General features: G+C 60.4%; 25 protein-coding genes. 15 read left to right on the forward strand and 10 right to left on the reverse strand.

All coding sequences use genetic code 11. The features are described from left to right. Positions 1-3 precede the first annotated feature (3 nt). The 3 genes from otnI to ACJ8M3_RS10630 all read left to right on the forward strand — a co-directional run bounded on the left by otnI (position 4) and on the right by ACJ8M3_RS10630 (position 2,851). Entirely contained in the window at positions 4-780 is a 777-nt protein-coding gene (gene otnI / locus ACJ8M3_RS10620) for a 2-oxo-tetronate isomerase (protein ID WP_069101075.1), read from the forward strand. Positions 781-886: 106 nt separating this feature from the next. Further along, complete coding sequence (locus tag ACJ8M3_RS10625) at positions 887-2,257, forward strand: GntP family transporter (RefSeq protein ID WP_033642396.1); 1,371 nt, start codon at positions 887-889, stop codon at positions 2,255-2,257. A gap of 63 nt (positions 2,258-2,320) precedes the next feature. Further along, positions 2,321-2,851: a GNAT family N-acetyltransferase gene (locus ACJ8M3_RS10630; protein WP_033642395.1), complete on the forward strand. Its 531-nt coding sequence runs from the start codon at positions 2,321-2,323 to the stop codon at positions 2,849-2,851. 4 nt (positions 2,852-2,855) lie between these two features. On the opposite strand, the gene ACJ8M3_RS10635 is transcribed toward ACJ8M3_RS10630, so the two are convergent. Beyond that, entirely contained in the window at positions 2,856-3,728 is an 873-nt protein-coding gene (locus tag ACJ8M3_RS10635) for a LysR family transcriptional regulator (protein ID WP_047572167.1), read from the reverse strand. Between the two features lie 91 nt (positions 3,729-3,819). Between ACJ8M3_RS10635 and ACJ8M3_RS10640 the strand changes: the two genes are divergently transcribed. Further along, positions 3,820-4,803: a nitrilase family protein gene (locus ACJ8M3_RS10640; protein WP_089196786.1), complete on the forward strand. Its 984-nt coding sequence runs from the start codon at positions 3,820-3,822 to the stop codon at positions 4,801-4,803. A gap of 86 nt (positions 4,804-4,889) precedes the next feature. Here ACJ8M3_RS10640 and ompX read toward each other — a convergent pair whose 3' ends face one another. After that, on the reverse strand, positions 4,890-5,408 hold the full coding sequence (ompX, locus tag ACJ8M3_RS10645) for an outer membrane protein OmpX (RefSeq protein ID WP_019454480.1): 519 nt from the start codon (positions 5,406-5,408) through the stop codon (positions 4,890-4,892). Between the two features lie 400 nt (positions 5,409-5,808). On the opposite strand from ompX, the gene rhtA reads away from it, so the two are divergent. Next, a complete protein-coding gene (rhtA, locus tag ACJ8M3_RS10650) occupies positions 5,809-6,696 on the forward strand; it encodes a threonine/homoserine exporter RhtA (RefSeq protein WP_046686677.1) in 888 nt (295 codons plus the stop codon). Between the two features lie 132 nt (positions 6,697-6,828). Continuing rightward, the gene (gene nanQ / locus ACJ8M3_RS10655) at positions 6,829-7,296 is read left to right on the forward strand and encodes an N-acetylneuraminate anomerase (protein ID WP_033650557.1); all 468 of its coding nucleotides are present in this window, start codon (positions 6,829-6,831) and stop codon (positions 7,294-7,296) included. On the opposite strand, the gene ACJ8M3_RS10660 is transcribed toward nanQ, so the two are convergent. Continuing rightward, a complete protein-coding gene (locus ACJ8M3_RS10660; RefSeq protein ID WP_046686676.1) occupies positions 7,278-7,829 on the reverse strand; it encodes a shikimate kinase in 552 nt (183 codons plus the stop codon). The genes nanQ and ACJ8M3_RS10660 overlap by 19 nt on opposite strands. 357 nt (positions 7,830-8,186) lie before the next feature. On the opposite strand from ACJ8M3_RS10660, the gene dps reads away from it, so the two are divergent. From dps to ybiO, 6 genes are all read left to right on the forward strand, one after another. Beyond that, a complete protein-coding gene (dps, locus tag ACJ8M3_RS10665) occupies positions 8,187-8,690 on the forward strand; it encodes a DNA starvation/stationary phase protection protein Dps (RefSeq protein ID WP_016928514.1) in 504 nt (167 codons plus the stop codon). Between the two features lie 142 nt (positions 8,691-8,832). Next, positions 8,833-9,099 (forward strand): DksA/TraR family C4-type zinc finger protein, encoded by a 267-nt coding sequence (locus ACJ8M3_RS10670; protein WP_033650555.1) that lies wholly within the window; start codon positions 8,833-8,835, stop codon positions 9,097-9,099. 338 nt (positions 9,100-9,437) lie between these two features. Beyond that, positions 9,438-10,181: a glutamine ABC transporter substrate-binding protein GlnH gene (gene glnH / locus ACJ8M3_RS10675; protein WP_016928516.1), complete on the forward strand. Its 744-nt coding sequence runs from the start codon at positions 9,438-9,440 to the stop codon at positions 10,179-10,181. 103 nt (positions 10,182-10,284) lie between these two features. Continuing rightward, the gene (glnP, locus tag ACJ8M3_RS10680; protein WP_004939229.1) at positions 10,285-10,944 is read left to right on the forward strand and encodes a glutamine ABC transporter permease GlnP; all 660 of its coding nucleotides are present in this window, start codon (positions 10,285-10,287) and stop codon (positions 10,942-10,944) included. Beyond that, complete coding sequence (gene glnQ, locus ACJ8M3_RS10685; protein ID WP_004939230.1) at positions 10,941-11,663, forward strand: glutamine ABC transporter ATP-binding protein GlnQ; 723 nt, start codon at positions 10,941-10,943, stop codon at positions 11,661-11,663. Before glnP ends, glnQ begins: the two co-directional genes overlap by 4 nt. A gap of 154 nt (positions 11,664-11,817) precedes the next feature. Further along, positions 11,818-14,037 carry a mechanosensitive channel protein gene (ybiO, locus tag ACJ8M3_RS10690; RefSeq protein WP_089196785.1) on the forward strand — a complete coding sequence of 740 codons (2,220 nt, stop codon included), beginning with the start codon at positions 11,818-11,820 and terminating at the stop codon, positions 14,035-14,037. A gap of 2 nt (positions 14,038-14,039) precedes the next feature. Here the strand turns inward: ybiO and ACJ8M3_RS10695 are convergent, their stop codons facing one another. From ACJ8M3_RS10695 to rlmF, 5 genes are all read right to left on the reverse strand, one after another. Then, positions 14,040-15,050 (reverse strand): alpha/beta hydrolase family protein, encoded by a 1,011-nt coding sequence (locus tag ACJ8M3_RS10695; protein ID WP_089196784.1) that lies wholly within the window; start codon positions 15,048-15,050, stop codon positions 14,040-14,042. Continuing rightward, positions 15,038-15,676 carry a GNAT family N-acetyltransferase gene (locus tag ACJ8M3_RS10700; RefSeq protein ID WP_089196783.1) on the reverse strand — a complete coding sequence of 213 codons (639 nt, stop codon included), beginning with the start codon at positions 15,674-15,676 and terminating at the stop codon, positions 15,038-15,040. The genes ACJ8M3_RS10695 and ACJ8M3_RS10700 overlap by 13 nt, the downstream gene beginning before the upstream one ends. 11 nt (positions 15,677-15,687) lie before the next feature. Next, on the reverse strand, positions 15,688-16,257 hold the full coding sequence (locus tag ACJ8M3_RS10705; RefSeq protein ID WP_033642384.1) for a TetR/AcrR family transcriptional regulator: 570 nt from the start codon (positions 16,255-16,257) through the stop codon (positions 15,688-15,690). Between the two features lie 180 nt (positions 16,258-16,437). After that, a complete protein-coding gene (locus tag ACJ8M3_RS10710) occupies positions 16,438-17,742 on the reverse strand; it encodes a methyl-accepting chemotaxis protein (RefSeq protein ID WP_033642383.1) in 1,305 nt (434 codons plus the stop codon). A 295-nt stretch (positions 17,743-18,037) separates the two neighbouring features. Beyond that, on the reverse strand, positions 18,038-19,003 hold the full coding sequence (gene rlmF, locus ACJ8M3_RS10715; protein WP_167325058.1) for a 23S rRNA (adenine(1618)-N(6))-methyltransferase RlmF: 966 nt from the start codon (positions 19,001-19,003) through the stop codon (positions 18,038-18,040). 118 nt (positions 19,004-19,121) lie between these two features. Between rlmF and ACJ8M3_RS10720 the strand changes: the two genes are divergently transcribed. After that, entirely contained in the window at positions 19,122-19,751 is a 630-nt protein-coding gene (locus ACJ8M3_RS10720) for a flavin reductase family protein (protein WP_033642382.1), read from the forward strand. A 166-nt stretch (positions 19,752-19,917) separates the two neighbouring features. Then, positions 19,918-20,178 carry a multiple stress resistance protein BhsA gene (bhsA, locus tag ACJ8M3_RS10725; protein WP_015377148.1) on the forward strand — a complete coding sequence of 87 codons (261 nt, stop codon included), beginning with the start codon at positions 19,918-19,920 and terminating at the stop codon, positions 20,176-20,178. 67 nt (positions 20,179-20,245) lie between these two features. Here bhsA and ACJ8M3_RS10730 read toward each other — a convergent pair whose 3' ends face one another. Further along, positions 20,246-20,662, reverse strand: coding sequence for a putative T6SS immunity periplasmic lipoprotein (locus ACJ8M3_RS10730; RefSeq protein ID WP_046686670.1), 417 nt, complete (start codon positions 20,660-20,662; stop codon positions 20,246-20,248). Between the two features lie 273 nt (positions 20,663-20,935). Between ACJ8M3_RS10730 and ACJ8M3_RS10735 the strand changes: the two genes are divergently transcribed. Beyond that, the gene (locus ACJ8M3_RS10735) at positions 20,936-21,571 is read left to right on the forward strand and encodes a carbonic anhydrase (RefSeq protein WP_004939270.1); all 636 of its coding nucleotides are present in this window, start codon (positions 20,936-20,938) and stop codon (positions 21,569-21,571) included. A 62-nt stretch (positions 21,572-21,633) separates the two neighbouring features. On the opposite strand, the gene ACJ8M3_RS10740 is transcribed toward ACJ8M3_RS10735, so the two are convergent. Further along, positions 21,634-23,490 (reverse strand): M3 family metallopeptidase, encoded by a 1,857-nt coding sequence (locus ACJ8M3_RS10740; protein ID WP_089196782.1) that lies wholly within the window; start codon positions 23,488-23,490, stop codon positions 21,634-21,636. Positions 23,491-23,492 lie beyond the last annotated feature (2 nt).

Raw genomic sequence — 23,492 nt, forward strand, 5'->3', positions numbered from 1 at the left:
ACCATGCCTAAATTTGCCGCCAATTTGTCGATGATGTTTACCGAGGTGCCGTTCCTCGATCGCTTTGCCGCCGCTGCCGCACAGGGCTTCAGCGCGGTGGAATTCCTGTTCCCTTACGAGCATCCCGCCGATCTGTTGGCCGAGAAACTGCGCGAACACGGCCTGCAACAGGTGCTGTTCAACACCGCGCCCGGCGATGCCGCCGCCGGCGAATGGGGGCTGGCGGCGCTGCCGGGCCGCGAACGGGATGCGCGCGCCGATATCGATCGCGCGCTGGCCTACGCCATCGCCCTTTCCTGCCCCTGCGTGCACCTGATGGCCGGCGTGGTGCCCGCGAGCGCGGATCGGCGGCGTTATCTCGACACCTTTATCGCCAATGCGCGCTATGCCGCCGACGCTTTTGCGCCGCACGGCGTCAAGGTGCTGATCGAGGCGCTCAGCCCGCCGGTCAAGCCCGACTACCTGTTCGCCAGTCAGCATCAGGCGGCGGAAGCGGTGGCGGCGATCGAAAGACCGAACGTGTTCATCCAGTTCGATTTTTTCCACGCGCAGTTGGTGGACGGCAATATCAGCGGGCTGCTGGAGACGCTGGCCGGGCGCTACGCGCATATCCAGATAGCCTCGGTGCCGGATCGTCATGAGCCCGACGAAGGCGAACTGAATTACCCGTGGCTGTTCGACAAGCTGGATGCGCTCGGCTATCAGGGCTGGATCGGTTGCGAATACCGCCCGCGCGGCGACACCGCCGCCGGGCTCGGCTGGCTGAAGCCTTACCGCTAAAGCCGCACGCCGACACCAGGAAATCGATTTTATAACAATGAAACGCACCCGTATCGCCACGCGGCGATCGCGGTGCCCAACGCTTACCCAACGAAAGGCTTTTTTCATGTCTACCTCTCTGCTGTTGCTGATTGCCGTACTCGGCGTGGTGCTGCTGTTATTGATGGTGATTAAGGCGAAGGTGCAACCCTTTGTCGCGCTGTTGGTGGTCAGTTTGCTGGTGGCGCTGGCCAGCGGCATTCCGACCGGCGAAGTGATGAAAGTGATGACCGCCGGAATGGGCGGCGTGCTCGGCTCGGTGACCATCATCATCGGTCTGGGGGCGATGCTCGGCCGCATGATCGAACAATCGGGCGGCGCCGAGTCGCTGGCGCAGCGTTTCAGCCAGGGTCTGGGGCCGAAACATACCGTCGCGGCGCTGACCCTCGCCGCGTTTATTCTCGGCATTCCGGTGTTCTTCGACGTCGGCTTTATCATTCTGGCGCCGATTATCTATGGCTTCGCCAAGGTCGCCAAAGTGTCGCCGCTCAAGTTCGGCCTGCCGATGGCCGGCGTGATGTTGACGGTACACGTCGCGCTGCCGCCGCACCCCGGCCCGGTCGCCGCCGCCGGCTTGCTCAACGCCGACATCGGCTGGCTAACCATTATCGGCCTCGCGATCTGTATTCCGGTCGGCGTTATCGGCTATTTCGCCGCCAACTACCTCAACCGCAAAACCTATCCGTTATCGATAGAGGTGCTGGAACAGCTGCAGCTGGCGGCGCCGGAGCCGCGTCCGGAAGATCACGCGCCGCTCAGCGATCGCATCAACCCGCCCGGCGCCGGCCTGGTGGCGGCGCTGATCGTCATCCCGATCGCCATCATCATGCTCGGCACCGTCTCCGCCACCCTGCTGCCGGCCGGCTCGGCGCTGCGCGACGCGCTGTCGCTGCTGGGCTCGCCGGCGGTGGCGCTGATGATCGCCCTGCTGTTGGCCTTCTATTTCCTGGCGCTGCGCCGCGGCTGGAGCCTGCAACACGCCGGCGACGTGATGGGGGCCGCGCTGCCGACCGCCGCGGTGGTGATCCTGGTAACCGGCGCGGGCGGCGTGTTCGGCAAGGTGCTGGTGGAGTCCGGCGTCGGCAAGGCGCTGGCGGAAGTGCTGACGGCCATCGGCCTGCCGCTGGTGCCCGCCGCGTTTATCATTTCGCTGGCGCTGCGCGCCTCGCAGGGTTCCGCCACCGTGGCGATCCTGACCACCGGCGGCCTGTTGTCGGAAGCGGTCAGCGGCTTGAATCAGCTGCAGCTGGTGCTGGTAACCCTGGCGACCTGTTTCGGCGGGCTCGGGCTTTCGCACGTCAACGACTCCGGTTTTTGGATCGTCACGCGCTATCTGGGGCTGTCGGTGGCCGATGGCCTGAAGACCTGGACGGTGTTGACCACCCTGCTCGGCCTGAGCGGCTTCCTGTTCACCTGGCTGTTGTGGCTGGCGGCGTGATTTCTCTGGCATACTGAACGCCGTTGTTTTTCATCGCCTTTCATCCTGTGCAGGAGCAGCAACATGACCGTAATCAACACCGCGCCCACGCTTATCACCGAACGCCTGCGGCTGGACGCGCACACGCTGGACGACTTCGACTCGCTGGCCGCGCTGTGGGCCGACCCGCTGGTGGTGCGCTATATCGGCGGCACCCCACGCGACCGGGAAGACTCCTGGGGGCGCCTGATGCGCTACGTTGGCCACTGGGCGCTGTTGGGATACGGGTATTGGGCGGTGCGTGACAAGCAGAGCGGCGAGTACCTCGGCAGCATCGGCTTCTCTAACTTCCTGCGCGACATCACCCCGGCGCTCGATGCGCCGGAGATGGGCTGGACGCTGGTGAGTTCAGCGCACGGCAAAGGCTATGCCACCGAGGCGCTGCGGGCGGCGCTGGCCTGGGGGAAAACGCACCTGCCGGGGGAAAAAACCGTCTGCATCATCTCGCCTGAAAACCAGGCTTCGCTGGCGTTGGCGAAAAAGGTCGGCTTCAGCGAAAGCCACCGCAGCGAGTACCATCAAAACCCGATCGTGGTGATGCACTGCCTGCTTTGAATGCCTAAGCGCGTTGCACCGCCAACGCCGTCTGAATGAAGTTGTCCCGCAGCGCGTCGGTGCGCTGCGGATCCCAGGCGATACCGACCTGCCACTCCGTCTCCTCGCCGCTCAGCGGTAAAATGTCGATGCCGGCCGGCGCGATATGTGTGATGCTGTGCGGCAGCAGCGCGACGCCGACGCCGGCGGCGACCAACGCCAACAGCGTCTGGATGTCGCCGGCCTGCTGCACCACGTTCGGCGTCAGGCGGTGAGCGGCGATAAACCGCAGCGACTGATCGCTCAGCCCGCGCCCGCGTTTAGGGGTCAATTGCAACAGCGGCAGCTGATTGAAACGCGTCATCAGCTCGTCGGCGCGCAGCGCCAGCGCGCCCGGCGCGGCCAGCACCAACCGATCACTCAACAACGCGACGCCGCACAGCGGCGTATTGACCGGCAAGCGCACGAACCCCGCCTGCAACTCTCCCTGCAGCAACAGCTGATACTGCCGCTCCGACGGCAGATCTTCGAGGCCAATCGCCACCTCGGGAAACCGTTGGCGAAAGGCGGCCACCAGCTGCGGCGCCAGATGAAAACTGGACAGGCCAAACCCCAGCGCCAGCCGCCCCGCTTCCCCGAGCGCCACCCGCCGCGCGCGCCGCTGAAACTGCTGATACTGCTCCACTAGCGCCTGCGCCTCCGGGTAAAGCCGCCGCCCGCCGGCAGTGAGCACCGCCCCTTGTCGGCCGCGCTCGAACAGCCGAACGTCAAGCTGGGCTTCCAGCGCCTGAATTTGCTTGCTCAGCGCCGGTTGGCTGATGCACAGCAGGCTCGCCGCCTGCCGATAGTTGCCCTGCTCCGCCAGCGCCACCAGGGCGCGCAGTTGTTTTATATCCATTCCATTAGGTTATCAAATAAGGAATTTAATTGATTATACAGTAATCAATTCGCCTGCTGTAATCAATGCAGACCCCAACCGGAGAGATCCCATGACCACCTCATTACGCGCCGCCACGGTGCAATTCCAGCATCATGCCAATGACAAGAATTACAACCTGTCGACCATGGAACGCTTTATCGCGGAAGCGGCCGAACAACAGATACAACTGCTGGCATTCCCGGAAATGTGCGTCACCGGCTATTGGCACGTGCGCCATCTGTCCGACGCCGAAGTGCGGGCGCTGGCGGAGCCGATCGTGAGCAGCCCTTCGCTGGCGCGCATTCGCCCGCTGGCTGAGCGTTACAACATGGCGATTGGCGTCGGGCTGATCGAGCTGGGCGATGACGGCCGGTGTTACAACGCCTATGCCGTTTGTCTGCCGGACGGCGAACTGCATGTGCACCGCAAACTGCACGCCTTCGAGCACCCGGCTATCGCCAGCGGCGACCGCTATACGGTGTTCGATACCCCCTGGGGCGTACGCGTGGGCGTATTGATCTGCTGGGACAATAATCTGGTGGAGAATGTGCGCGCAACGGCGCTGCTGGGCGCGGACGTGCTGATCGCCCCGCACCAGACCGGCGGCACCCATTCGCGCAGCCCGCACGGCATGAAGCCGATCCCGCAGGCGCTGTGGCAGCGGCGCGTGGAAGATCCGCAGGCGATAGAAGCCGCCTTTCGCGGCGAACACGGCCGCGGCTGGCTGATGCGCTGGCTGCCGTCGCGCGCTCACGACAACGGGCTGTTCTTGCTGTTCAGCAACGGCGTGGGCCGAGATGACGATGAAATACGCACCGGCAACGCGATGATCCTCGATCCTTACGGCCGGATCGTGGCGGAGACCTGGGCGGCGGAAGACCGGATGGTCAGCGCCGAGCTCGATCTGACGCTAATCCCGCTCAGCACCGGTCGCCGCTGGATCTACGGGCGGCGCCCCGAGCTGTACGGGTTGTTGACCGAGCCGCAAGGCTACGAGCGCGATGCCCGCAGCGCGCGCTTTTCGACGCAGCCGACGGGGCGCGGCGGTGAATGACAGATAAAAAAAATCCGCCCGGAGGCGGATTTTTTATGGGTGCGGCAAACAAGGCCGCAGGTTCATGCCCGCAGGCACGAACACACTTAGAAGCGGTAGCCTACGCCAACGTTCCAGGTGCCAACGTCAACGCTGCGAATGCGGTTCTGCTCGTAACCGACATCCAGGGCAACGTTCTCGATTGGGTTGAACTGCAGACCGGCGCCATAGGTGAAGCCGTAGTCAGCGGTGTCGTGACGAGAAGTGCCGTTCTGAGCGTTGGTAGTGAATTTACCGTAACCCAGGCCAACCAGACCGTAGATGCTCGCCCAGTCATTGATGCGGTATGCTGGACCGGCAGAGATAGAGTTGTACTGAGCTTTGTTATAGAAACCGTCCTGAGAACCGTCCTTTTCCAGGTGGGTAAAGGAACCGATTACGCCCAGTGGGTTGTTGTCGAACTCGTAACGGTATTTCAGGTTGAAACCGTCGGCTTTGTTAGCAACGCCTTGGAAATCACCCTGCGCATAGCCAGCGGATACGGTGCTCTGACCAGCGAATGCGGTACCTGCGCTAACTGCTAATACGCAAGCTGCTACTGCGGAAAGACATGCAATTTTTTTCATAACCACCTCAAACGCGTTTTATTATTAAGTACATCCATTTGTTCATGCTTTGAAAATATAACAAAAATTAGCGTGAAACTCTGCCTTGAAATGAGTGTCTAATGCTTTATATCGTGTAACAGAAGATTTCAAGAACAGTGTATCTTCTTCTTTTCGCTCTATTTTCGGCCGTATTCTACGACTTTCTGTGACAAAAATCACCTATTTAATATCCAGATAATTCTTAAGAAAAAGCGCATTTTTTGACCAAATCCGCCACATCTCATCCGAGGATCGGCGGATTTCACCGCGATGCGCGCTTTTCTCAGACAGATTTTCGCCATTTCATTTACACTGCTCGCATCCCCGTTTCGACCGTTTTCTCAAGGCTGAGGAACGGCGCATAAAAGGCCCGTTAAGGATGTCGTTATCTACTGCCGGCAGAGCGCCCTCCGCGCTGCTGCCCATTTGTCTGTTAATCATCGCCATGGTGTCGATCCAGAGCGGCGCTTCGTTGGCCAAAAGCCTGTTCCCGATCGTGGGCGCGGAAGGCATCACGACGCTGCGTCTTTTCATTGGCACCCTGATTCTGTTCATCATCTTCCGCCCGTGGCGCATGCGCATCGCCGCCGGCAGCCGCTTGCCGCTGTTGATTTACGGCCTGTCGCTCGGCGCGATGAACTACCTGTTCTACCTGTCGTTGCGCACCGTGCCGCTCGGCATCGCCGTGGCGCTGGAGTTTACCGGCCCGCTGGCGGTGGCCATGTTCTCGTCGCGGCGGCCGATTGACTTCCTTTGGGTGGCGTTGGCGATCGCCGGGCTGTGGTTCCTGCTGCCGCTTGGTCACGGCGTAGGCGGAATCGACCCGTTCGGTGCCGCCTGCGCGCTCGGCGCCGGCGCCTGCTGGGCGGTCTATATCATCTTCGGCCAGAAGGCCGGCGGCGATCACGGCCCCGGCACGGTGGCGCTCGGCTCGCTGATCGCCGCGTTGGTGTTCTGCCCGATCGGCGCCTGGCAAACCGGCAGCGTGCTGTTCAACGTTGAGATTCTGCCGATAGCGCTGGCGGTGGCGATCCTCTCCACCGCGCTGCCTTATTCGCTGGAGATCATCGCGCTGCCCAAAATTCCGGCGCGCACCTTCGGCACCTTGATGAGCCTGGAACCGGCGATGGCGGCGTTATCCGGCATGCTGTTCCTCGGCGAACACCTGAGCGGCGTGCAATGGCTGGCGCTGGCGGCGATCATCGCCGCCTCCATGGGCTCCGCCCTCACCATTCGCCCCAAACCTCGCTTCGAAAGCCTTTCCTGATGACCCGACTCGCCTGCAGACCGCAACGTCGGAATGCAGGCGGGTTAACTGTTTTCCTCGTGACAAGTCGGCATACTTCCCCTTAGCCTGTATCGCAGGCTCTTTGGACTTTCGCTCACATGGAGAATAACAGTGATTCACAACAGCCTGTTCAACCCACGCTTCGGCCGCGGACTCGCGCCGGCGCTGGTTTCAACCCTGACCGAATTGCGCCGATGCGACCTGCCAGAACTGGCGCTGGGGCATCACCCGATCGACGGCGACAACATCTTTATGGACGTGATGACGCTGACCACCGCGCCGGCGGCGGAAAAGCGCGCCGAAATGCATCAGGAATACATTGCGCTGCATCTGCTGATCAGCGGTGAAGAGCGCATCGAATACGGTCTGGCGGGCAACGGACATCGCGAACACCCCCACGCGGAAAATAGCGATCTGCTGCTGCTGGACATCAAACGCCACCCGCAAACGCTGCACATGACGCACGGCATGTTCGCCCTCTTTTTCCAGATGGAGCCGCACAAGACCGGCTGCGTGTGGCAGCGGCCACAGCAAATCAAGAAAGCGGTGGTGAGGATCCATCACCGTCTGCTGCTGTGAACCTGCGGCAGCGCCCGTAGAAAATCGGCGGCCTGGCGGGGAGAACGCAGGCGCACGAAACGGCGTCCGGCGTCGGGACGAGCCATCTCCGCCAGGTATTTTCGCCGGTTCTTCGAGTAAGTGCGGATCGTCCAGAGCACGATCGACTCGCGGCTGAAGAAAGAACGGCGGAAGCTTTCCCGATTGCCGGTGCCCGGCCACAGCTCGCTTTTGCCGGCCGCGCGTCGGCACGCGCGGCGCACGGCCTGCCACAGCGTGCGGCCGAAACCGTAGTCCAGCCACAGAATATAATCGACCTCGCGCCACTTGCTCGGCTGCGTGCGGCTGTAATTGCCATCCAGCACCCAGCCATCCCCCGCTTCGGCCAGCGTCTGTTCAAGCCGCGCCAGGAACGCGTCATCAGGCGTTCCCTGCCATTCGGGCCGCCAATACAGCCTGTCCATCTCGATATAGGGCACGCCAAGCCGTTCCGCCAGTTGACGCGCCAGGGTGCTTTTACCGCTGCCGCTGGTGCCGACGACGTTAATTTTCATTATTCGCCTATAAAGAGAGAGGATAATTGCCCTACTGTAGCGGCATCAATTACCGCTATCAATATGAATGGATGAGAAATTAACACCACGATAACAAAGCGGATATTTAGCCGAAGCCCGCAGGCGAAAAAATAAAATAACCAGGGTAAATTTTCACAGCCATAAACAATAAACCAGAAAATGATAAATAATTATATTTTTCATGGTGTTGCATTAATTAAAAATTCAACCAGACCCATTATTCGTAGGCTAACCCTATTTGTGCAATAGCCATTTTCGTCCGGCAAAAATAAACAGCCCTGCTATAATTGATCCCGTAATGAAATAGGACAACGACTAATCAAGAGGATATCTGATATGAGTACCGCTAAACTGGTGAAAACGAAATCTTCTGATCTGCTGTATACCCGTAACGATCTGGACGAAAAAATCAAACTGGCCGCCATCAAGGCGCTGAACCATCAGGTCGTGCAATTCATCGATCTTTCGTTGATCACCAAACAGGCGCACTGGAACATGCGTGGCGCGAACTTTATCGCGGTTCATGAAATGCTGGACGGCTTCCGCACCGCCATCATCGAGCACCAGGACACCTTCGCCGAGCGCGTGGTGCAGCTGGGCGGCGTGGCGCTGGGCACCGTACAGGTGGTGAACGATCGCACGCCGCTGAAAAGCTATCCGACCAATATCCACAGCGTGCAAGAACACCTGAAAGCGCTGGCCGATCGCTACGGCGCGGTGGCGAATGACATCCGTAAGGCCATTACCGAAGTGGAAGACGAAGACACCGCCGACATGTTCACCGCCGCCTCGCGCGATCTGGACAAGTTCCTGTGGTTCATCGAATCCAACATCGAATAACGCCGCAGCGCGTTGCAGACCGCCCGTCGTGCCGGGCAGAACAGGCTGGGCTTCGCCCGGCCTGTTTTCTTTTGCGCGGCCGTTGAATTGTGCAAAAAACGGCCCATATTAAACGGTAGGTTTCCCTTGTCAGGAGGTCATGATGGCCAGCGGCTGGGCGGCGGACGGCGCCGTACAAGATCAGATTGATTCTACCGTCGACGATGCGGTGCAGCGTGCGCGTGATGCGCTCGGGCATGGCGAGAGCGAGCGCTATTGCCAGGAATGTGGAGAACCGATCCCCGAGGCGCGCCGCAAGGCGCTGAAGGGGGTGCGTTTTTGTGTCGCCTGCCAGGCCGAACAAGACAAAAAACACGCGGCCAGCAGCCTGTACAACCGGCGCGGCAGCAAAGACAGCCAGTTGCGCTAGCATTATCTGCTCCCCTTTTTCCCCTCTCGCGGCCACGCTTGCACCGTCAATGGATCATGAAAGTTAGAGTTAGTTATCAATATTGAAGCAAAAACGTTAAAGAACGGTTGTTTCACAGCCAAAATTTGGTTAATGATAGCCCCGTGCACCAAGATAATTCTTACGCACCATTTCGGTGCCTCATTGTGGTGCATAACCATAACTATTCGCCGTCACGGCACAACATCACGCAGTAACTCTTTGTTTTTATATTAGTTGAAAACATGGCACGATTTTTTCATGGCACCAACTGCAATATAAAAAATGGGTAATCCGCAACCTGTACAGGAATTCCTCTCATGAAGTCGATTTTTAAAGTCTCCCTGGCCGCACTCTCCCTGGCCTTTGCCGTAAGTTCCCACGCAGCAGACAAACTGGTGGTCGCCACCGACACCGCTTTCGTTCCTTTTGAGTTCAAGCAAGGCGACAAATACGTCGGCTTCGACATCGACCTGTGGGCCGCCGTCGCCAAAGAGCTGAAGCTGGACTACACCCTGAAACCGATGGACTTCGGCGGCATCATTCCGGCGCTGCAGACCAAAAACGTCGATCTGGCGCTGGCCGGCATCACCATCACCGATGAGCGCAAGAAAGCCATCGACTTCTCAGACGGTTACTACAAAAGCGGCCTGCTGGTCATGGTCAATGCCGACAACAACAGCGTGAAAGGCATCGACGATCTGAACGGTAAAGTGGTGGCGGTGAAGAGCGGCACCGGCTCGGTGGATTACGCCAAGCAGCACATCAAAACCAAGGATCTGCGTCAGTTCCCGAACATTGACAACGCCTATATGGAACTGGGCACCAAGCGCGCCGACGCGGTGCTGCACGACACGCCAAACATCTTATACTTCATCAAGACGGCCGGCGCCGGCAAGTTCAAAACCGTCGGCGATTCGCTGGAAGCACAGCAGTATGGTATCGCCTTCCCTAAAGGCAGCGATGCGCTGCGCGAGAAGGTGAACGGCGCGCTGAAAACCCTGCGCGAGAACGGCACCTATAACGAAATCTACAAGAAGTGGTTCGGCACCGAACCTAAGTAAGCGGTGAACTTGGCACGCTATTAACTTAAGCACAGGGGGTCGCTTAACCCCCTGCGCTTCGTTGTATCTGATACCCACGTTTGGGATCACCGGGAGAAATATCATGCAGTTCGACTGGAGCGCCATCTGGCCCGCCATTCCTATCTTGTTAGAGGGCGCCAAAATGACCCTGTGGATTTCGGTCCTCGGTCTGATTGGCGGCCTGATCATCGGCCTCGTCGCCGGCTTTGCCCGCACCTACGGCGGATGGATCGCCAACCACATCGCGTTGGTGTTTATCGAAGTGATCCGCGGCACGCCGATCGTGGTGCAGGTGATGTTCATCTACTTCGCCCTGCCGATGGCGTTCACCGATTTGCGCATCGATCCGTTCACCGCGGCGGTGGTGACCATCATGATCAACTCCGGCGCCTACATCGCGGAAATCACCCGCGGCGCGGTGCTGTCTATCCATAACGGTTTCCGCGAAGCCGGGCTGGCGCTCGGCCTGTCGCGCCGCGAAACCATCCGCTACGTCATTATGCCGCTGGCGCTGCGCCGCATGCTGCCGCCGCTGGGCAACCAGTGGATCATCAGCATCAAAGATACCTCGCTGTTCATCGTGATCGGCGTGGCGGAGCTGACCCGTCAGGGTCAGGAAATTATTGCCGGTAACTTCCGCGCGCTGGAAATCTGGAGCGCCGTGGCGGTTATCTACCTGATTATTACTCTGGTGCTGAGCTTCGTGCTGCGTCGTCTGGAAAGAAGGATGAAAATCCTGTGATTGAATTTAAAAACGTCTCCAAGCATTTTGGCCAAACCCAGGTGCTGCACAACATCGATTTGAAGATCGACAAAGGCGAAGTGGTGGTGATCATCGGGCCGTCCGGCTCCGGCAAATCCACCCTGCTGCGCTGCATCAACAAGCTGGAAGAGGTGACCAGCGGCGATCTGATCGTCGATGGCCTGAAAGCCAACGATCCGAAAGTAGACGATCGGTTGATCCGCCAGGAAGCCGGCATGGTATTCCAGCAGTTCTACCTGTTCCCGCACCTGACGGCGCTGGAAAACGTCGCCTTCGGCCCGATCCGCGTGCGCGGCGCGAAGAAGTCCGATGCGGAAAAGCTGGCGCGCGAGCTGCTGGCCAAGGTCGGTCTGGCGGAGCGCGCCCACCACTACCCGTCCGAACTGTCGGGCGGCCAGCAGCAGCGCGTGGCGATCGCGCGCGCGCTGGCGGTGAAGCCGAAAATGATGCTGTTCGACGAGCCGACCTCCGCGCTCGATCCGGAGCTGCGCCACGAAGTGCTTAAGGTGATGCAAGACCTGGCCGAGGAAGGCATGACGATGGTTATCGTCACCCACGAAGTCGGCTTTGCCGAAAAAGTGGCGTCGCGCCTGATCTTTATCGACAAGGGCCGGATTGCCGAAGACGGCAACCCGCACGATCTGATCAACCATCCGCCGAGCCCGCGTCTGCAGGAATTCCTGCAGCACGTTTCCTGATCCTGGCGGTTTAACGGCGGGCGCGCCACGCGCCCGCCGCTTTCATTCCGCACGCTCTCCCACGCCCCATCGCGTTTCCTTTCCTACTATATTGATTGTTTTTCATCGTATTGCTCTGACATCCGCCGATCACAGAACGCCAAAGAGAGGAACCATGCCGCCAAACGCAGACTCCCGACGAGGTTCTCATCTGCGAGAACACCTGCTTTTCCTGCTGCTGCTGTTGACCCTGAGCGTCTTCGCACCACCGGCGCTGGCGCAAAATGCGCCGCCTGCGCCCGCCGACAAGAGCGAGCAGCAGAAAGCCGCCTACGCCGCGCTGGCCGATCTGCTGCAAGACGACCAAGCGCGCGCGGAACTCATCGACCACCTGAAACAGACCGCCGGCGACGCTGCGGCCGCCGCGCCGACAACGCCGGAGGAATCGACGCCCGCTACGCTGAGCGACAGCCTGAACTCGCTGGCGCAGGAAGGCATCGGCACCTTTAACCAGAAGCTCGGCGCGCTGCAAAAGCTGATCGATTCCGGCCCGAAGCGCGTTTTCAATCCCGCCGGCTTTTTCCGCGCGCTGGGCTACTTTCTGCTGACGGTGGCGGTCACCTTTGCGCTGTTCCACCTGATCCGCCGGCTGATCGCGCCGCTGTACAAGCGCATGGGCAGTTGGGGGCACAACGCCAGGCTGCAGCGCGGCCCGTGGTATAAGCGCCCCGCCGCCATTCTCGGCGCTTTCGCCATCGATCTGCTGGTGCTGCTGCTGGCGCTGGCGGCAGGCAACCTGTTTGCCCGCCACGTCCACGCCGACAGCGCCACCATTCTGCGGCTGCAGACCCTGTTTCTCAGCGCCTTCGCGGTCATTGAATTTTTCAAGGCGGTGCTGCGGCTGATTTTCGCCCCCAGCTTCGACTATCTGCGCCCGTTCCCCTTCAGCGATCGGAGCGCACGCTATTGGAACACCCGCCTCGCCTGGCTCAGCGGCCTGATCGGCTATGGCCTGATGGTGGTGGTGCCGGTGGTGGCGGTGCAGATCAGCTATTCGGCCGCCGCCGCCGTCAACCTGGTGGTAATGCTGGCGCTGACGCTATACGCCATTTGGCTGATCCTGCACAACCGCAAACCGATACAGCAACAGATCAACCTGCTGGCCGAACGGTCGATGGCGTTTTTCAGCGTGATCCTGCGCGGGCTGGGGCATGTCTGGCACCTGCTGGCGATCGCCTATTTTCTGGTGCTGTTCGTGCTGTCCCAGTTCGACATCGGCAACAGCCTGCGCTTTATGATGAGCGCCACGGTAAAAAGCCTGCTGGTGGTCGGTGTCGGCGCTCTGCTGTCCGGCATGCTGACCCGCTGGATTTTCCACCGCATTTCGCTGCCGACCGACGTCAATTTGCGCTATCCGATGCTCGAGCGGCGCATCAACTCTTACATCCCCAACGGGTTGAAGATACTGCGGGTGATGGTGGTGCTGGCAGTGACGCTGTTTCTGCTCGATGCCTGGCATCTGATCAACCTGTATCAATGGGCGGGCAGCGAAAATGGCCAGCGGACGCTCGGCGGGCTGGTGCATATTCTGCTGATCCTGTTGATCGCCGTGTTCAGCTGGACGCTGATGGCCAGCATCATCGAGCACCGCCTGGCGCTGGAGCTGAGCAACGGCGTGCGGCCGAGCGCGCGCGAACGCACGCTGCTGACGCTGTTTCGCAACGTGTTGGCTATCGTTATCAGCACCATCACCGTGATGATCGTGCTGTCGCAGGTCGGACTGAACATCGCGCCGCTGCTGGCGGGCGCCGGCGCGCTGGGGCTGGCCATCAGCTTCGGCGCCCAGACGCTGGTGAAAGACGTGATCACCGGCGTGTTCATCCAGTTTGAAAACGGCATGAACACCGGCGAATACGTGACCGTCAGCGGCATCACCGGCACCGTGGAGCGCATGACCATCCGCTCGATCGGCCTGCGCGACGACTACGGCGTCTATCACATCGTGCCGTACTCTTCGATCACCACGTTGGCCAACTATGCGCGTGAGTTCGGGGTATACCGCGCCAATTACACCGTTAGCCGCGACGAGGACATCGATCGGGTCAATGAGGTGCTGCATCAGGCCATCGCGGCGTTGAAGCAGGATGAACAGGTGAAGCATTTCCTGATTGGCGAGCCGGTCTTCAACGGCGTGGTAGCGCTGGGCGATCGTTCGTTCACCACCCGCGTGACGGTGCGCACGCAGGCGCTGAAACAGTGGGTGGTGCAATACGCCCTCGACCGGCTGGTGAAAATCCATTTCGATCGGGCCGGCATCGGCATGCCGCAGCAGGCGATGCAGATTTCCCGCGCGCCGCAGCCGCATGACGAGCAGGCGCCGCCCGCGGCGATCTGAGGTTAGCGCCCGCGCCCGCAGGGCTGAGCGGCCAGGAAGGCCGCCACGTCCTGCCGGTAGGCGTCGTATTGCACCGAGCGCGGGGCAAACAGGCCCACCACGTTGATCAGCCACGGATGGCGCGCGAACAGCGGCTTGACCATCACATGATCGGCCTCGTCGATGCGCGTCACCGTCAGCAGCGAGGCCGGGATCGTTTGCCGATACACGCGCTCGGTTTCGTCCGCGTCCACGTTGACGTCGCGCCCGCCCAGGATCAGGTGCACCGGCGTGGCGAAATGCCGCAATCCCGCCGTCGCGTCGCTGGCCATGTTGGCGCGAATAAAGCGCCAGCGGTCGGCGCTCAATGCAGCGGCGGCGCCAGACTCACGGCGGTACTGTTCGTAGCCGTCCGGCTGTTCGAGCAGCGTTTGGATGTGGCGCCAGTGCGCCTCGCGCGCAGCGATCGACGCTTCATCGTCCCCTGCCGCCGCCATCGCCGCCCGGGTGTTGTAGCGCCCCTGCCGCAGCCAGTTGATCGCCGGCGCCACCGCCAGCGTAAACGCGATGTCGGGGCGCAAACGCGCCACCTCCGGCATCACCCACCCCGCCTGACTGGTGCCCCACAGCCCCACGCAGCGCGCATCGAAGCGCCCGTCCCGCCGGGCCCAGTCGATGATATCGACCGTTTCCCGCGCGCGATCCGCCATGGTCTGATGCAGCCAGTTGCCGCCGGAGCCGCCCACGCCCGGCTTATCGAAGGATAAAACCGCATAGCCCTGCTGCGCCATCGTCTCCCAAATGCCGTAATAGCCTTCGTCGCGGCTGGCGTTGGCCGGCCCATCGCCGTGCACGAACACCACGACGCCGGGCTTCACCGGCGCATGCTCCGGCAGCACCAGCGTGCCGGTCAGCCGATTGCCACCGGCGGTCACCACGACCGGTTCGGTGACAAAGCGAAAGTCGTTGACGTAAATCACCCAGCCGAGCACCGGCAAGAGCAGCGCCACGAGACACAGCCCTATTCTGCGCACGTCGCCTCCCCGCTGCGTTTCTCCATCAACACCCAATCGGCCTGGCCGAACAGCAAGCCCAGCGAGGCGTAATGTTCTTCGCGCCGCACCTGAAAACCGCAGCGCTGATACAGACGCTGCGCATCGACGTTGCGCCGGCTGACGTGCAGGCTCAGGCGCCGGCCTGCGCCTTGTTCGGCGGCGTAGTCGTTCATCCACTGCAGCAGTCGCCTGCCCACGCCTTTGCCGCGCTGACTCTCGGCCACCGCCAGGTAGGAAAGATACAGCTCATCGGCCGCCGGGGTGTGCTGCAACACCGCAATTTGCAGATACATACGCCAAACGTTCAGCCAGCCATAGCGGCGACACAGCCGCCAAATCGGCAAGGCGTGCGGACGTGGCCCAGCGCGGTTCTCGCCATCGATGGCATTCAGGGCAAAGGCCGCCACCACCTGTTCATCCTGTTTCACCACGAAGCTGCGCTCCCGGCTGCCGCTTTGCCGCCAACGCCACAGCCGATAGAACAGACGCCACTGAAGGCGGGCGCTCAGACGGCGCGCGCGCTGGAATTTGTCGCAGAACGCGGCGTAGATCAACGCCGCCGTTTGCAGGCGGTCAGCGTCGCGATAAGGCTCAATGTGCAACATATCAACCTCGACTAGGGTTGGCGGTAGAGCAGCTGTTCCAACAGCCGCACCGGCGTGATCGCCTCCGGCGAAGGCGACGCGAAGATCGCCTGCCGCCAAGCCTGGCTTTCGATCACGTCCAGCACCAGCTGCGCGAGCGGCAAGGGCGCTATCGCCGGCGCGATCTCGCCGATTTGCTGAGCCTCGGCGATCGTCGTCGCCAGCGCCTCAATCAACTGCCGCTGGTTGGCGCTGAACGGCTCGGCCAATGCCGGGTTACGCGCCACTTCAGCCACAATCTCCGCCGACAGTTGCACATTGTCCGGTTCGGCGACAAAAGCGTGATAGGCGGTGAAAAAGGCCGACAGCGCCTGTTTCGGCCGCTTTTTCTCGGCCCGCAATGCGGCGGCGAACTCGGCGAATACGCCGTTTTCCAGCAGCGCGATCTCGCCGATCAGCGCCTCCTTGCCGGAAAAATGGTTATAGAGGTTGCCCACGCTGACGCCCGCCGCCTGGGCGATATCCCGCATGCTGGTCTGGTGAAATCCCTTATGGGTAAAGCTGTGCAGCGCAGCGTCGACAATCTTTTCTCGGTTTCCCATCGGCAGCTCCCGAAGCAATGAGGGCGCTGGGCGCCGTAAATTGATACAAAAAAATGAACGAACGTTCGTTCATTTTCAAGTCTAGCATAGACCGGTAAAATTGAACCGCGGCTCAACGGTGCAGAGATCGGTGGGAAGAGACAAGCGCCGCCCCGCTTTCAGGGGCGGCGCCCGGCAAACTCAGTGCAGCGCGTCGCCCTGCTTCACCGACGTAAACGCCTGCATCAGTTTCACGACGTCATGCATGCCGATGTTGACCTGGTTGATCACTTCTCCGGCGTCATGGGTCAATGCCACACCGCCGCCGGCCTGTTCCACGCAGGTCGCCATGCCGGCGATCGCCGCCGCCACGCCTTGCTGGATAGACTTGGTCATGCGTTCGATCTCGGTCGCCGCCTTGCGCGACTGTTCCGCCAGCGTGCGCACCTCGTTGGCCACCACCGCAAAACCGCGCCCGTGCTCACCGGCGTGGGCGGCTTCGATGGAGGCGTTAATCGCCAGCAGATTGGTTTGCGAGGCAATTTTACGAATGGCTTCGACGATGGTGCCGATCTGCTGAGAGCACTTGCCAAGCTCGGTGACCACGTCCGACGTTTCGCGCGCCGCCGCTTCGACCTGCTGCATGCCCTTCACCGCCTGCTGCACGATGACCGCGCCCTGCGCCGCCTGCCGGTCGGTATCGAGCGACAGATGATGCGCGTTGCGCACCATCTCTTCTTCATGCTGCTGCTGTTGCATCAGCCGGGTGATGTCCTGGGCGATCTTCACCACTTTCACCACCTGGCCGTCGTTGTCGAGGATCGGGTTATAGCTGGCCTCCAGCCAGACCCGTTCGCCGCGCCGGTTGACGCGCTCAAAACGCCCGGTGATGAACTCGCCGCGCGCCAGGCGCTGCCAATGCCGCCGATAGTCGTCGGAAGCGGCGAACGCCGGTGGGCACAGCACCGCATGCGACTGCCCGCACGCTTCTTCCAGCCGATAGCCCATCAGCGCCAGCATATTGTCGTTGGCGCTGACAATGTCGCCCTGCGGCGTGAAAGAAATCATCGCCATCGAGCGATTCAGCGCCGCCAGCAGGCTGCGGTGTTCCTGCGCCTGGGTCACTCGCTCGGTCACTTCGCTGGCGATCTTGACGATTTCCACCACCTTACCCTGTTTATTCAGCACCGGCGCATAGGTGCCCTGCAGCCACACCGCCTCGCCGTTTTTCGCGATGCGCTTTATCGTGTCCGTGATGGGTTGCCCTTTATTCAGCGTCTCCCAATGTTCGCGATATAACGGGCTGGCGACATAGTTCGGATCGCAGAAAATACGGTGATGCCGGCCTATCACATCATCGCGTTGAAATCCGAGCGTGCTGAGAAAGAGATCGTTGGCGCGCAATACCGTGCCGTCGGGCGAGAATACAATCATGGGAACGGCGTGTTCTATCGCGCTCAGCTCGGCGCCTTTGTGGGTAGTTAACTGACTGAATTGTAACAGCATAGGGTGTAGTCCTTGTGGCAGATGATCGCGCTTTTCTTATTTTGTCTGGCCACATGCCGCGCCCACACGCAGACGTGCCATCGCGGAAGGAGCGGGCAGCGCCGATCCTTCTGGTTATTGCTCTTAACCGGATTAAATTTATTTATTCAGTAAAGTAATTATTCGAATTTAAATAAACCAACAACCTAAGATTTTTATTATGAATAACTGTATTGAGAATAACGTAAGTGATGAAAATTGAAAGGTAAAATGCGGATTTTTGTCGGCGCCGGCAGGATAACCGGCGCCGGGAAGATTAACGCCAGCGTTCGGCTGCCCAGGCGGCCTGTTGCTCGGCGTCATGGAAAGTCCAGGCGACGAAGCGGCTGATCTTCTGCCCTTGCGCCATCTCGATGGTGCGCACCTCGGCCGCCCCCGCCACTTTCAGCGCATGGTAGATGGCCGGCAACGTGGTGTTTTTCGAGATAAGCGAGGTGAACCACAGGCAGTTATTGGCCTTGCTGACGCTCTCTTCCACCATCTTGCGCACAAAGGCTTCTTCGCCGCCTTCGCACCACAGCTCGTTGTTCTTGCCGCCGAAGTTTTGCACCGGCTTGTCGGCCACTTCCCCTTTGCCCAATTTGTGCAGCTTGCGGCGGGTGCTGGCGCGCGCTTCCTGCTCGGACGCGTGGAACGGCGGGTTGCACAGAGTGGCGTCGAATTTCTCGGCCGCGCCGATGATGCCGCTAAAAATCAGTTCAGGCTGTTTTTGCAGCCGCAGACGCACGCTGTTGCGCAGCGTCGGGTTCATCTCGACGATCATTTTGGCTGCGTTCAGCGACACCGGATCGATTTCGGAGCCGGTGAAACGCCAGCCGTATTCGCGCAGGCCGACGATCGGGTAAATGCAGTTGGCACCGACGCCGACGTCGAGGATCGCCACGCCCTTGCCGCGCGGGATCTCGCCGCCGTTGCTGGTCGCCAGCAGATCCGCCAGGTGGTGCAGATAGTCGGCGCGGCCGGGGATCGGCGGGCACAGGTAATCAGCCGGAATATCCCAGTGTTCGATGCCGTAAAAGTGTTGCAGCAACGCACGGTTGAGCATTTTCACCGCCGCCGGATCGGCGAAGTCCACCGAGACATCGCCCCAGGCGTTCGGTTTTACGAACGGCGCCAGCGCCGGGCAGCTGGCGATCAGCGCCGGGAAGTCGTAGCGCGAACGATGACGGTTGCGCGGATGCAGGCCGCTTTTCTGCTGCGGGAAGGTTTTCTTTTTTTCCACCGTGACGGGCTCTCTTGAAGGTATTTCCGGCGCGTAAGATAACACATCCGGCCCGGAATGGCGCAGCGGCGGGAAACCCGGCACAATGAAAGCTTCATCGATTGCCACAGGGGCCCCCATGAGCCGTGAATCTCGTTATTATTATGAACCCGCCGCCGGCCACGGCCTGCCGCACGATCCGCTGAACGCCATCGTCGGCCCGCGCCCCATCGGCTGGATCTCTTCCCGCAGCGCCGCCGGCTTGCGTAATCTGGCGCCCTACAGCTTTTTCAACTGCTTCAACTACCGCCCGCCCATCATCGGTTTCGCCAGCACCGGCTGGAAAGACAGCGTGGCGAATATCGTGGAAACCGGCGAGTTCGTTTGGAACCTGGCGACGCGCCCGTTGGCGGAAGCGATGAACAACAGTTCCATCAACCTGCCGCGCGGTGAGGACGAATTCGCCTTCGCCGGCGTCACGCCGCTGCCCGGGCGCCGGGTCAAAGCCGAGCGCGTGGCCGAAAGCCCGGTGAACTTCGAATGCCGCCTGACCCAATGCATTCAGTTGCAAACCGCCGCCGGGGAACAGGTGGAGACCTGGCTGGTGTTGGGCGAAGTGGTGGCGGTGCATCTCGATCCGGCGCTGCTGGATGAACACGGCGTTTACCAGACCGCCGCCGCCGAACCGATCCTGCGCGCCGGCGGCCCGAGCGCCTACTACGGCATTTCCGAGCAGCACCGTTTCGATCTGACGCGCCCGACGCGCTGATCGTCTCCCCCGTTTATACAGAAGATGAACGGGGGAATTAACAATCAAAAAATCTGAATAAAACCGTCAACACTCTCCGATTTCATCACGTCTTCTCCTGCGCAATAATCTTCCCATCGAAAGGTACTCCCTTTCTCCCTAATCCGCTTTGACAGGAATGACGAACATGAAAACCATCAAAACTTTTGCTGCCGCTATCGCCCTGGCTACCGTTTCTTTCACCACTTTCGCCGCTGAACACGTCAGCGCGCAGGATGCCGCCCAATTCGAAAAAGCCGGCGTGATCGTCGCCAGCGGCGCGACCGACTTGAGCAGCCTGAAATCCCAGTTGGCCGCCAAAGCCGATGCGGCGGGCGCCAAGGCTTTTACCATCACCTCCACCAGCGGCAATAACCTGATGCACGCCACCGCGGTTATCTACAAATAATCGCCGCCCAGACGTCAAAAAGCCCGCCGGCTATCACCCCGGCGGGCTTTTTTTATGTTCAAGTGCATTAGCGCTGAATGGGTAAGACAGTGAGTTTTTTGCCGTCCGCTTTGTCAGCAACCAATGTAAATTCAGTCCAATATTTGCGCGGTGCCTCATTTGACGCATTGCCGACCGTCGCAATCTCAACCGAATAGCTATGCCCAATCTTGAACCCGTCGAAAGCCTCCGTCAGGCATTCGCCAGGCATGACCGCTATCGGCTGCTGGCCCGGCGCAACCGACGTGGACCATTCCGCCTTCCCTCCGGCCCCCGGTTGATAAATTCCGATGCCCACCAGCTCGCGTTTTCCGTCAATATCGTCCGGCACACTAATGCATACGCGATTGTTTTTAACGCTGACGTTTGCCGGATAGAACCAGGGACGTTCCTGCACACAGCCGCTCAGCAATGCCAGCGCCAATAAAAAAGTCAGTTTTTTCATTTCATCGCCTTAGGATTACGCGGCTCTCGAAGGAACAACCGTAACACGGTTTCATAGCGAGTTTTAAATAGATACGACAGCTATTTTCCTATCGTCCGCTTCGTCAGCCCCCACGCGTAAACGAGCCGGAAAATTCTGTCGCCAACAGGCAGAAACCCTGTATTCAATGGGGTTTGCGGGGCTTGCACACACATTTTTTTACCTGCCCATAGCTGGACTAACGGGAGAGGATGATTATCATGTTACGTAGACTACAGATGCAGAGAACGTTGTATGCAACATATCATTGAAGGTTTCCTCAGTTTCCAGAAAGAGATTTTCCCGCAGCGCAAGGAACTGTTCCGCAGCCTTGCCTCCAGCCAAAATCCCAAAGCGCTGTTTATCTCATGCTCTGACAGCCGTTTAGTGCCCGAGCTGGTCACACAGCAAGAACCTGGGCAGCTTTTCGTTATCCGTAACGCCGGCAACATCGTCCCTTCCTTCGGCCCGGAGCCGGGCGGCGTGTCTGCCACCATCGAGTATGCAGTGGTGGCGTTGGGGGTTACCGATATCGTGATTTGTGGCCACTCGAACTGCGGCGCCATGAAAGCGATAGCCTCCTGCCAGTGCCTCGATCCCATGCCTGCCGTGGCTCACTGGCTGCACTATGCCGATGCGGCAAAAGCGGTGGTCGAAAAGAAAACGTGGAATAGCGAAACAGACAAAGTTAACGCTATGGTCGAAGAGAACGTTATTGCTCAGCTAAATAATATCAAAACCCACCCTTCTGTGGCGGTGGGTCTGCGCAACAGCGGGCTGCGCCTGCACGGCTGGGTGTACGACATCGAAAGCGGCGAAATTCGCACGCTGGATAGAAACACCAAGAGCTTCGTGTCTTTGGCCGATAATCCCGACGTCTATTTCGAATAAAATAGCGTCCGGTTTAGCCATTAAATAAAATCCACGCCGCGGCGTGGATTTTATTATCCGCCTTAAGCCAAGCGCGCCTCTATCGCCGCAGCGAAGTCGCGGCACATCCGTTCGTCACCCTCAGCGTTGTCCGCCAATACCGTCTCGCCATCCACCACCCGGATGTGCGCCTGCAAATCGAAATCTGCCGGCGGCTGCGGGCGCTTGGCCGCGGCGGCCATCGTCTGCTGCGCCTCGTGCCACGCCTGCGCCACCGTCTGGTTGCAGGCCTGCGCCAGATAGTCCGGATTAAACCCTTCGCCGGTCAGGCTGCGCAGCGTGTCGTCATGGCTGACGCTGTTGCCCGGCAACCAGTAGTGTTGCGCCAGATCCGGGCCGATGGCCGGGTTGTCCGTCAGGTAACCGTCGCGCTGCAGGAAGAAGTGACGGGTTTGCTCCACCGCCATCATCGCCAGCAGATAACCCTGATAGGAACAGGCGGACTCCAGCGACAGCAGGTGCGGGATCGCCAGCGTCGGGCGCGGGCTGCCGCTGATGCCGAGGATCTTTTGCTCGACCTCGCGCGCCAGTGCGGTGATGGCTTCCGGCGTGCGTTGCTCGTCATCCCACTGGTACAGCGCCCACTCGAAGTACGGCACCAGCAGGATGTGGCGCTCGTTGAACGCGCGCATCGGCTGGCGCGCCGCGATGCCGGCTTCGATCAGCGCATCGGGCACCGCTTCGCCGGCGGCGTTTTTCGCATAGCGTTTCAGCCAGTCGGCGTCGTCCAGCAGGCTGTCGCAGAACATCGACTGGGTTTCGGCATAGGCCATCGAGGTCGGCGGGAACTCCTGCGAGAAGCACGGCGCATTCTGGCGAATGTTGGCGAAGTGCGCCGCATGGCCGCCCTCGTGGAACAGCGTGTTGAGCCCATAAGCCCCGCTGCCCACCTGCCCCGGCTGCGCCAGGCTGGTGAAGTTGATGCGCGCCGGCACCCATTCCCCCTGACGTACAAACGGCGGCACCGGGCCGTGCATAAAGCCGTTCTCATACTTGCCTTTGCGCACCAGCAGATCGAGATTCATCTCGGCGCCGCCAAAACCGATGTGCAGACGTTTGAAGCTGTCGACCCAGCGTTCCAGCGAACGAGAAAACGGGAAGTAAGGATCCAGTTGACGGGTGACGTCGCCGGCGCTGGCAAAGCGCACATTCCACGGCTCCAGCGCCTGGCTGCCCTTGTCAGCCGCCAGCTGTTGCAGGCTGCGCGCGTTGGCCTCGCGGGTTTCCCGCTCGAAGCGATCCAGAATGGCGAACAGCTGCTCCGGCGTCATGCGCTCGGTTTTGTTCACCTTATAGTCGAAATAGTTGCGATAGCCCATCTGGCGCGCAAAGCGGTTGCGCAGGCCAATCAGCTCCGGCAGGCCGTTATGCAGCAGCCATTGCTCCAGGTCGCGCAGCGCCTGCTGCGAGCTGCGGCGGTAGTCTTCGTTCGGGTTGGTTGCCTGGTTGGTCAACAGTTCGCCGAGCGAGGCCGCCACCCGCCGGCCCTCGGCGTTCAGGTGCGTGACCTGATAGCCCTTGCGGCGCGAGTAAAGATCGGACTCGGCGTGAATGATCTGATCCAACAGCGCCTGCGCCTGCGGATCTTCGATGGCGTTGCAGTCGAAGAAACGCAGCCAACCTTGCAGGCCGTGGATCAGCGCATCGCGCTGCGCCTCCTGCGGCAGCGCTTCCAATCCGGCCAGCAGGCTGCGGATCTCGGCCAGCCGGCGCGGTTCGGCGACGAAGCGCTTATAGGCGCTTTCCGCGGCGGAAAAGCGCGCCGACACGTCTTCACCGCCGGTGCCCATGTAGTTTTGCCAGAACAGCTCTTCTTTGGCGCGGTGAACGTCGAGGTAATCCTGGTTCAATTGATTGAAGTAATCGAGAGCCTGTTGCATAA

Origin of the sequence: Serratia sp. CY55921, assembly GCF_052167655.1 — a bacterium.
GTDB classification, from domain to species: Bacteria; Pseudomonadota; Gammaproteobacteria; order Enterobacterales; family Enterobacteriaceae; genus Serratia; species Serratia ureilytica.

Bases quoted from the DNA above. Each gene is read 5' to 3' on its own strand.
- ACJ8M3_RS10735 (WP_004939270.1), top strand. From the start codon at position 20,936: ATGCAACATATCATTGAAGGTTTCCTCAGTTTCCAGAAAGAGATTTTC.
- ACJ8M3_RS10720 (WP_033642382.1), top strand. From the start codon at position 19,122: ATGAGCCGTGAATCTCGTTATTATTATGAACCCGCCGCCGGCCACGGC.
- ACJ8M3_RS10740 (WP_089196782.1), bottom strand. From the start codon at position 23,490: ATGCAACAGGCTCTCGATTACTTCAATCAATTGAACCAGGATTACCTC.
- dps (WP_016928514.1), top strand. From the start codon at position 8,187: ATGAGTACCGCTAAACTGGTGAAAACGAAATCTTCTGATCTGCTGTAT.
- otnI (WP_069101075.1), top strand. From the start codon at position 4: ATGCCTAAATTTGCCGCCAATTTGTCGATGATGTTTACCGAGGTGCCG.
- ACJ8M3_RS10630 (WP_033642395.1), top strand. From the start codon at position 2,321: ATGACCGTAATCAACACCGCGCCCACGCTTATCACCGAACGCCTGCGG.
- ACJ8M3_RS10635 (WP_047572167.1), bottom strand. From the start codon at position 3,728: ATGGATATAAAACAACTGCGCGCCCTGGTGGCGCTGGCGGAGCAGGGC.
- bhsA (WP_015377148.1), top strand. From the start codon at position 19,918: ATGAAAACCATCAAAACTTTTGCTGCCGCTATCGCCCTGGCTACCGTT.
- ACJ8M3_RS10730 (WP_046686670.1), bottom strand. From the start codon at position 20,662: ATGAAAAAACTGACTTTTTTATTGGCGCTGGCATTGCTGAGCGGCTGT.
- ACJ8M3_RS10640 (WP_089196786.1), top strand. From the start codon at position 3,820: ATGACCACCTCATTACGCGCCGCCACGGTGCAATTCCAGCATCATGCC.
- rhtA (WP_046686677.1), top strand. From the start codon at position 5,809: ATGTCGTTATCTACTGCCGGCAGAGCGCCCTCCGCGCTGCTGCCCATT.
- glnP (WP_004939229.1), top strand. From the start codon at position 10,285: ATGCAGTTCGACTGGAGCGCCATCTGGCCCGCCATTCCTATCTTGTTA.
- ybiO (WP_089196785.1), top strand. From the start codon at position 11,818: ATGCCGCCAAACGCAGACTCCCGACGAGGTTCTCATCTGCGAGAACAC.
- ACJ8M3_RS10705 (WP_033642384.1), bottom strand. From the start codon at position 16,257: ATGGGAAACCGAGAAAAGATTGTCGACGCTGCGCTGCACAGCTTTACC.
- ACJ8M3_RS10670 (WP_033650555.1), top strand. From the start codon at position 8,833: ATGGCCAGCGGCTGGGCGGCGGACGGCGCCGTACAAGATCAGATTGAT.
- ompX (WP_019454480.1), bottom strand. From the start codon at position 5,408: ATGAAAAAAATTGCATGTCTTTCCGCAGTAGCAGCTTGCGTATTAGCA.
- ACJ8M3_RS10625 (WP_033642396.1), top strand. From the start codon at position 887: ATGTCTACCTCTCTGCTGTTGCTGATTGCCGTACTCGGCGTGGTGCTG.
- ACJ8M3_RS10710 (WP_033642383.1), bottom strand. From the start codon at position 17,742: ATGCTGTTACAATTCAGTCAGTTAACTACCCACAAAGGCGCCGAGCTG.
- ACJ8M3_RS10700 (WP_089196783.1), bottom strand. From the start codon at position 15,676: ATGTTGCACATTGAGCCTTATCGCGACGCTGACCGCCTGCAAACGGCG.
- glnH (WP_016928516.1), top strand. From the start codon at position 9,438: ATGAAGTCGATTTTTAAAGTCTCCCTGGCCGCACTCTCCCTGGCCTTT.
- ACJ8M3_RS10660 (WP_046686676.1), bottom strand. From the start codon at position 7,829: ATGAAAATTAACGTCGTCGGCACCAGCGGCAGCGGTAAAAGCACCCTG.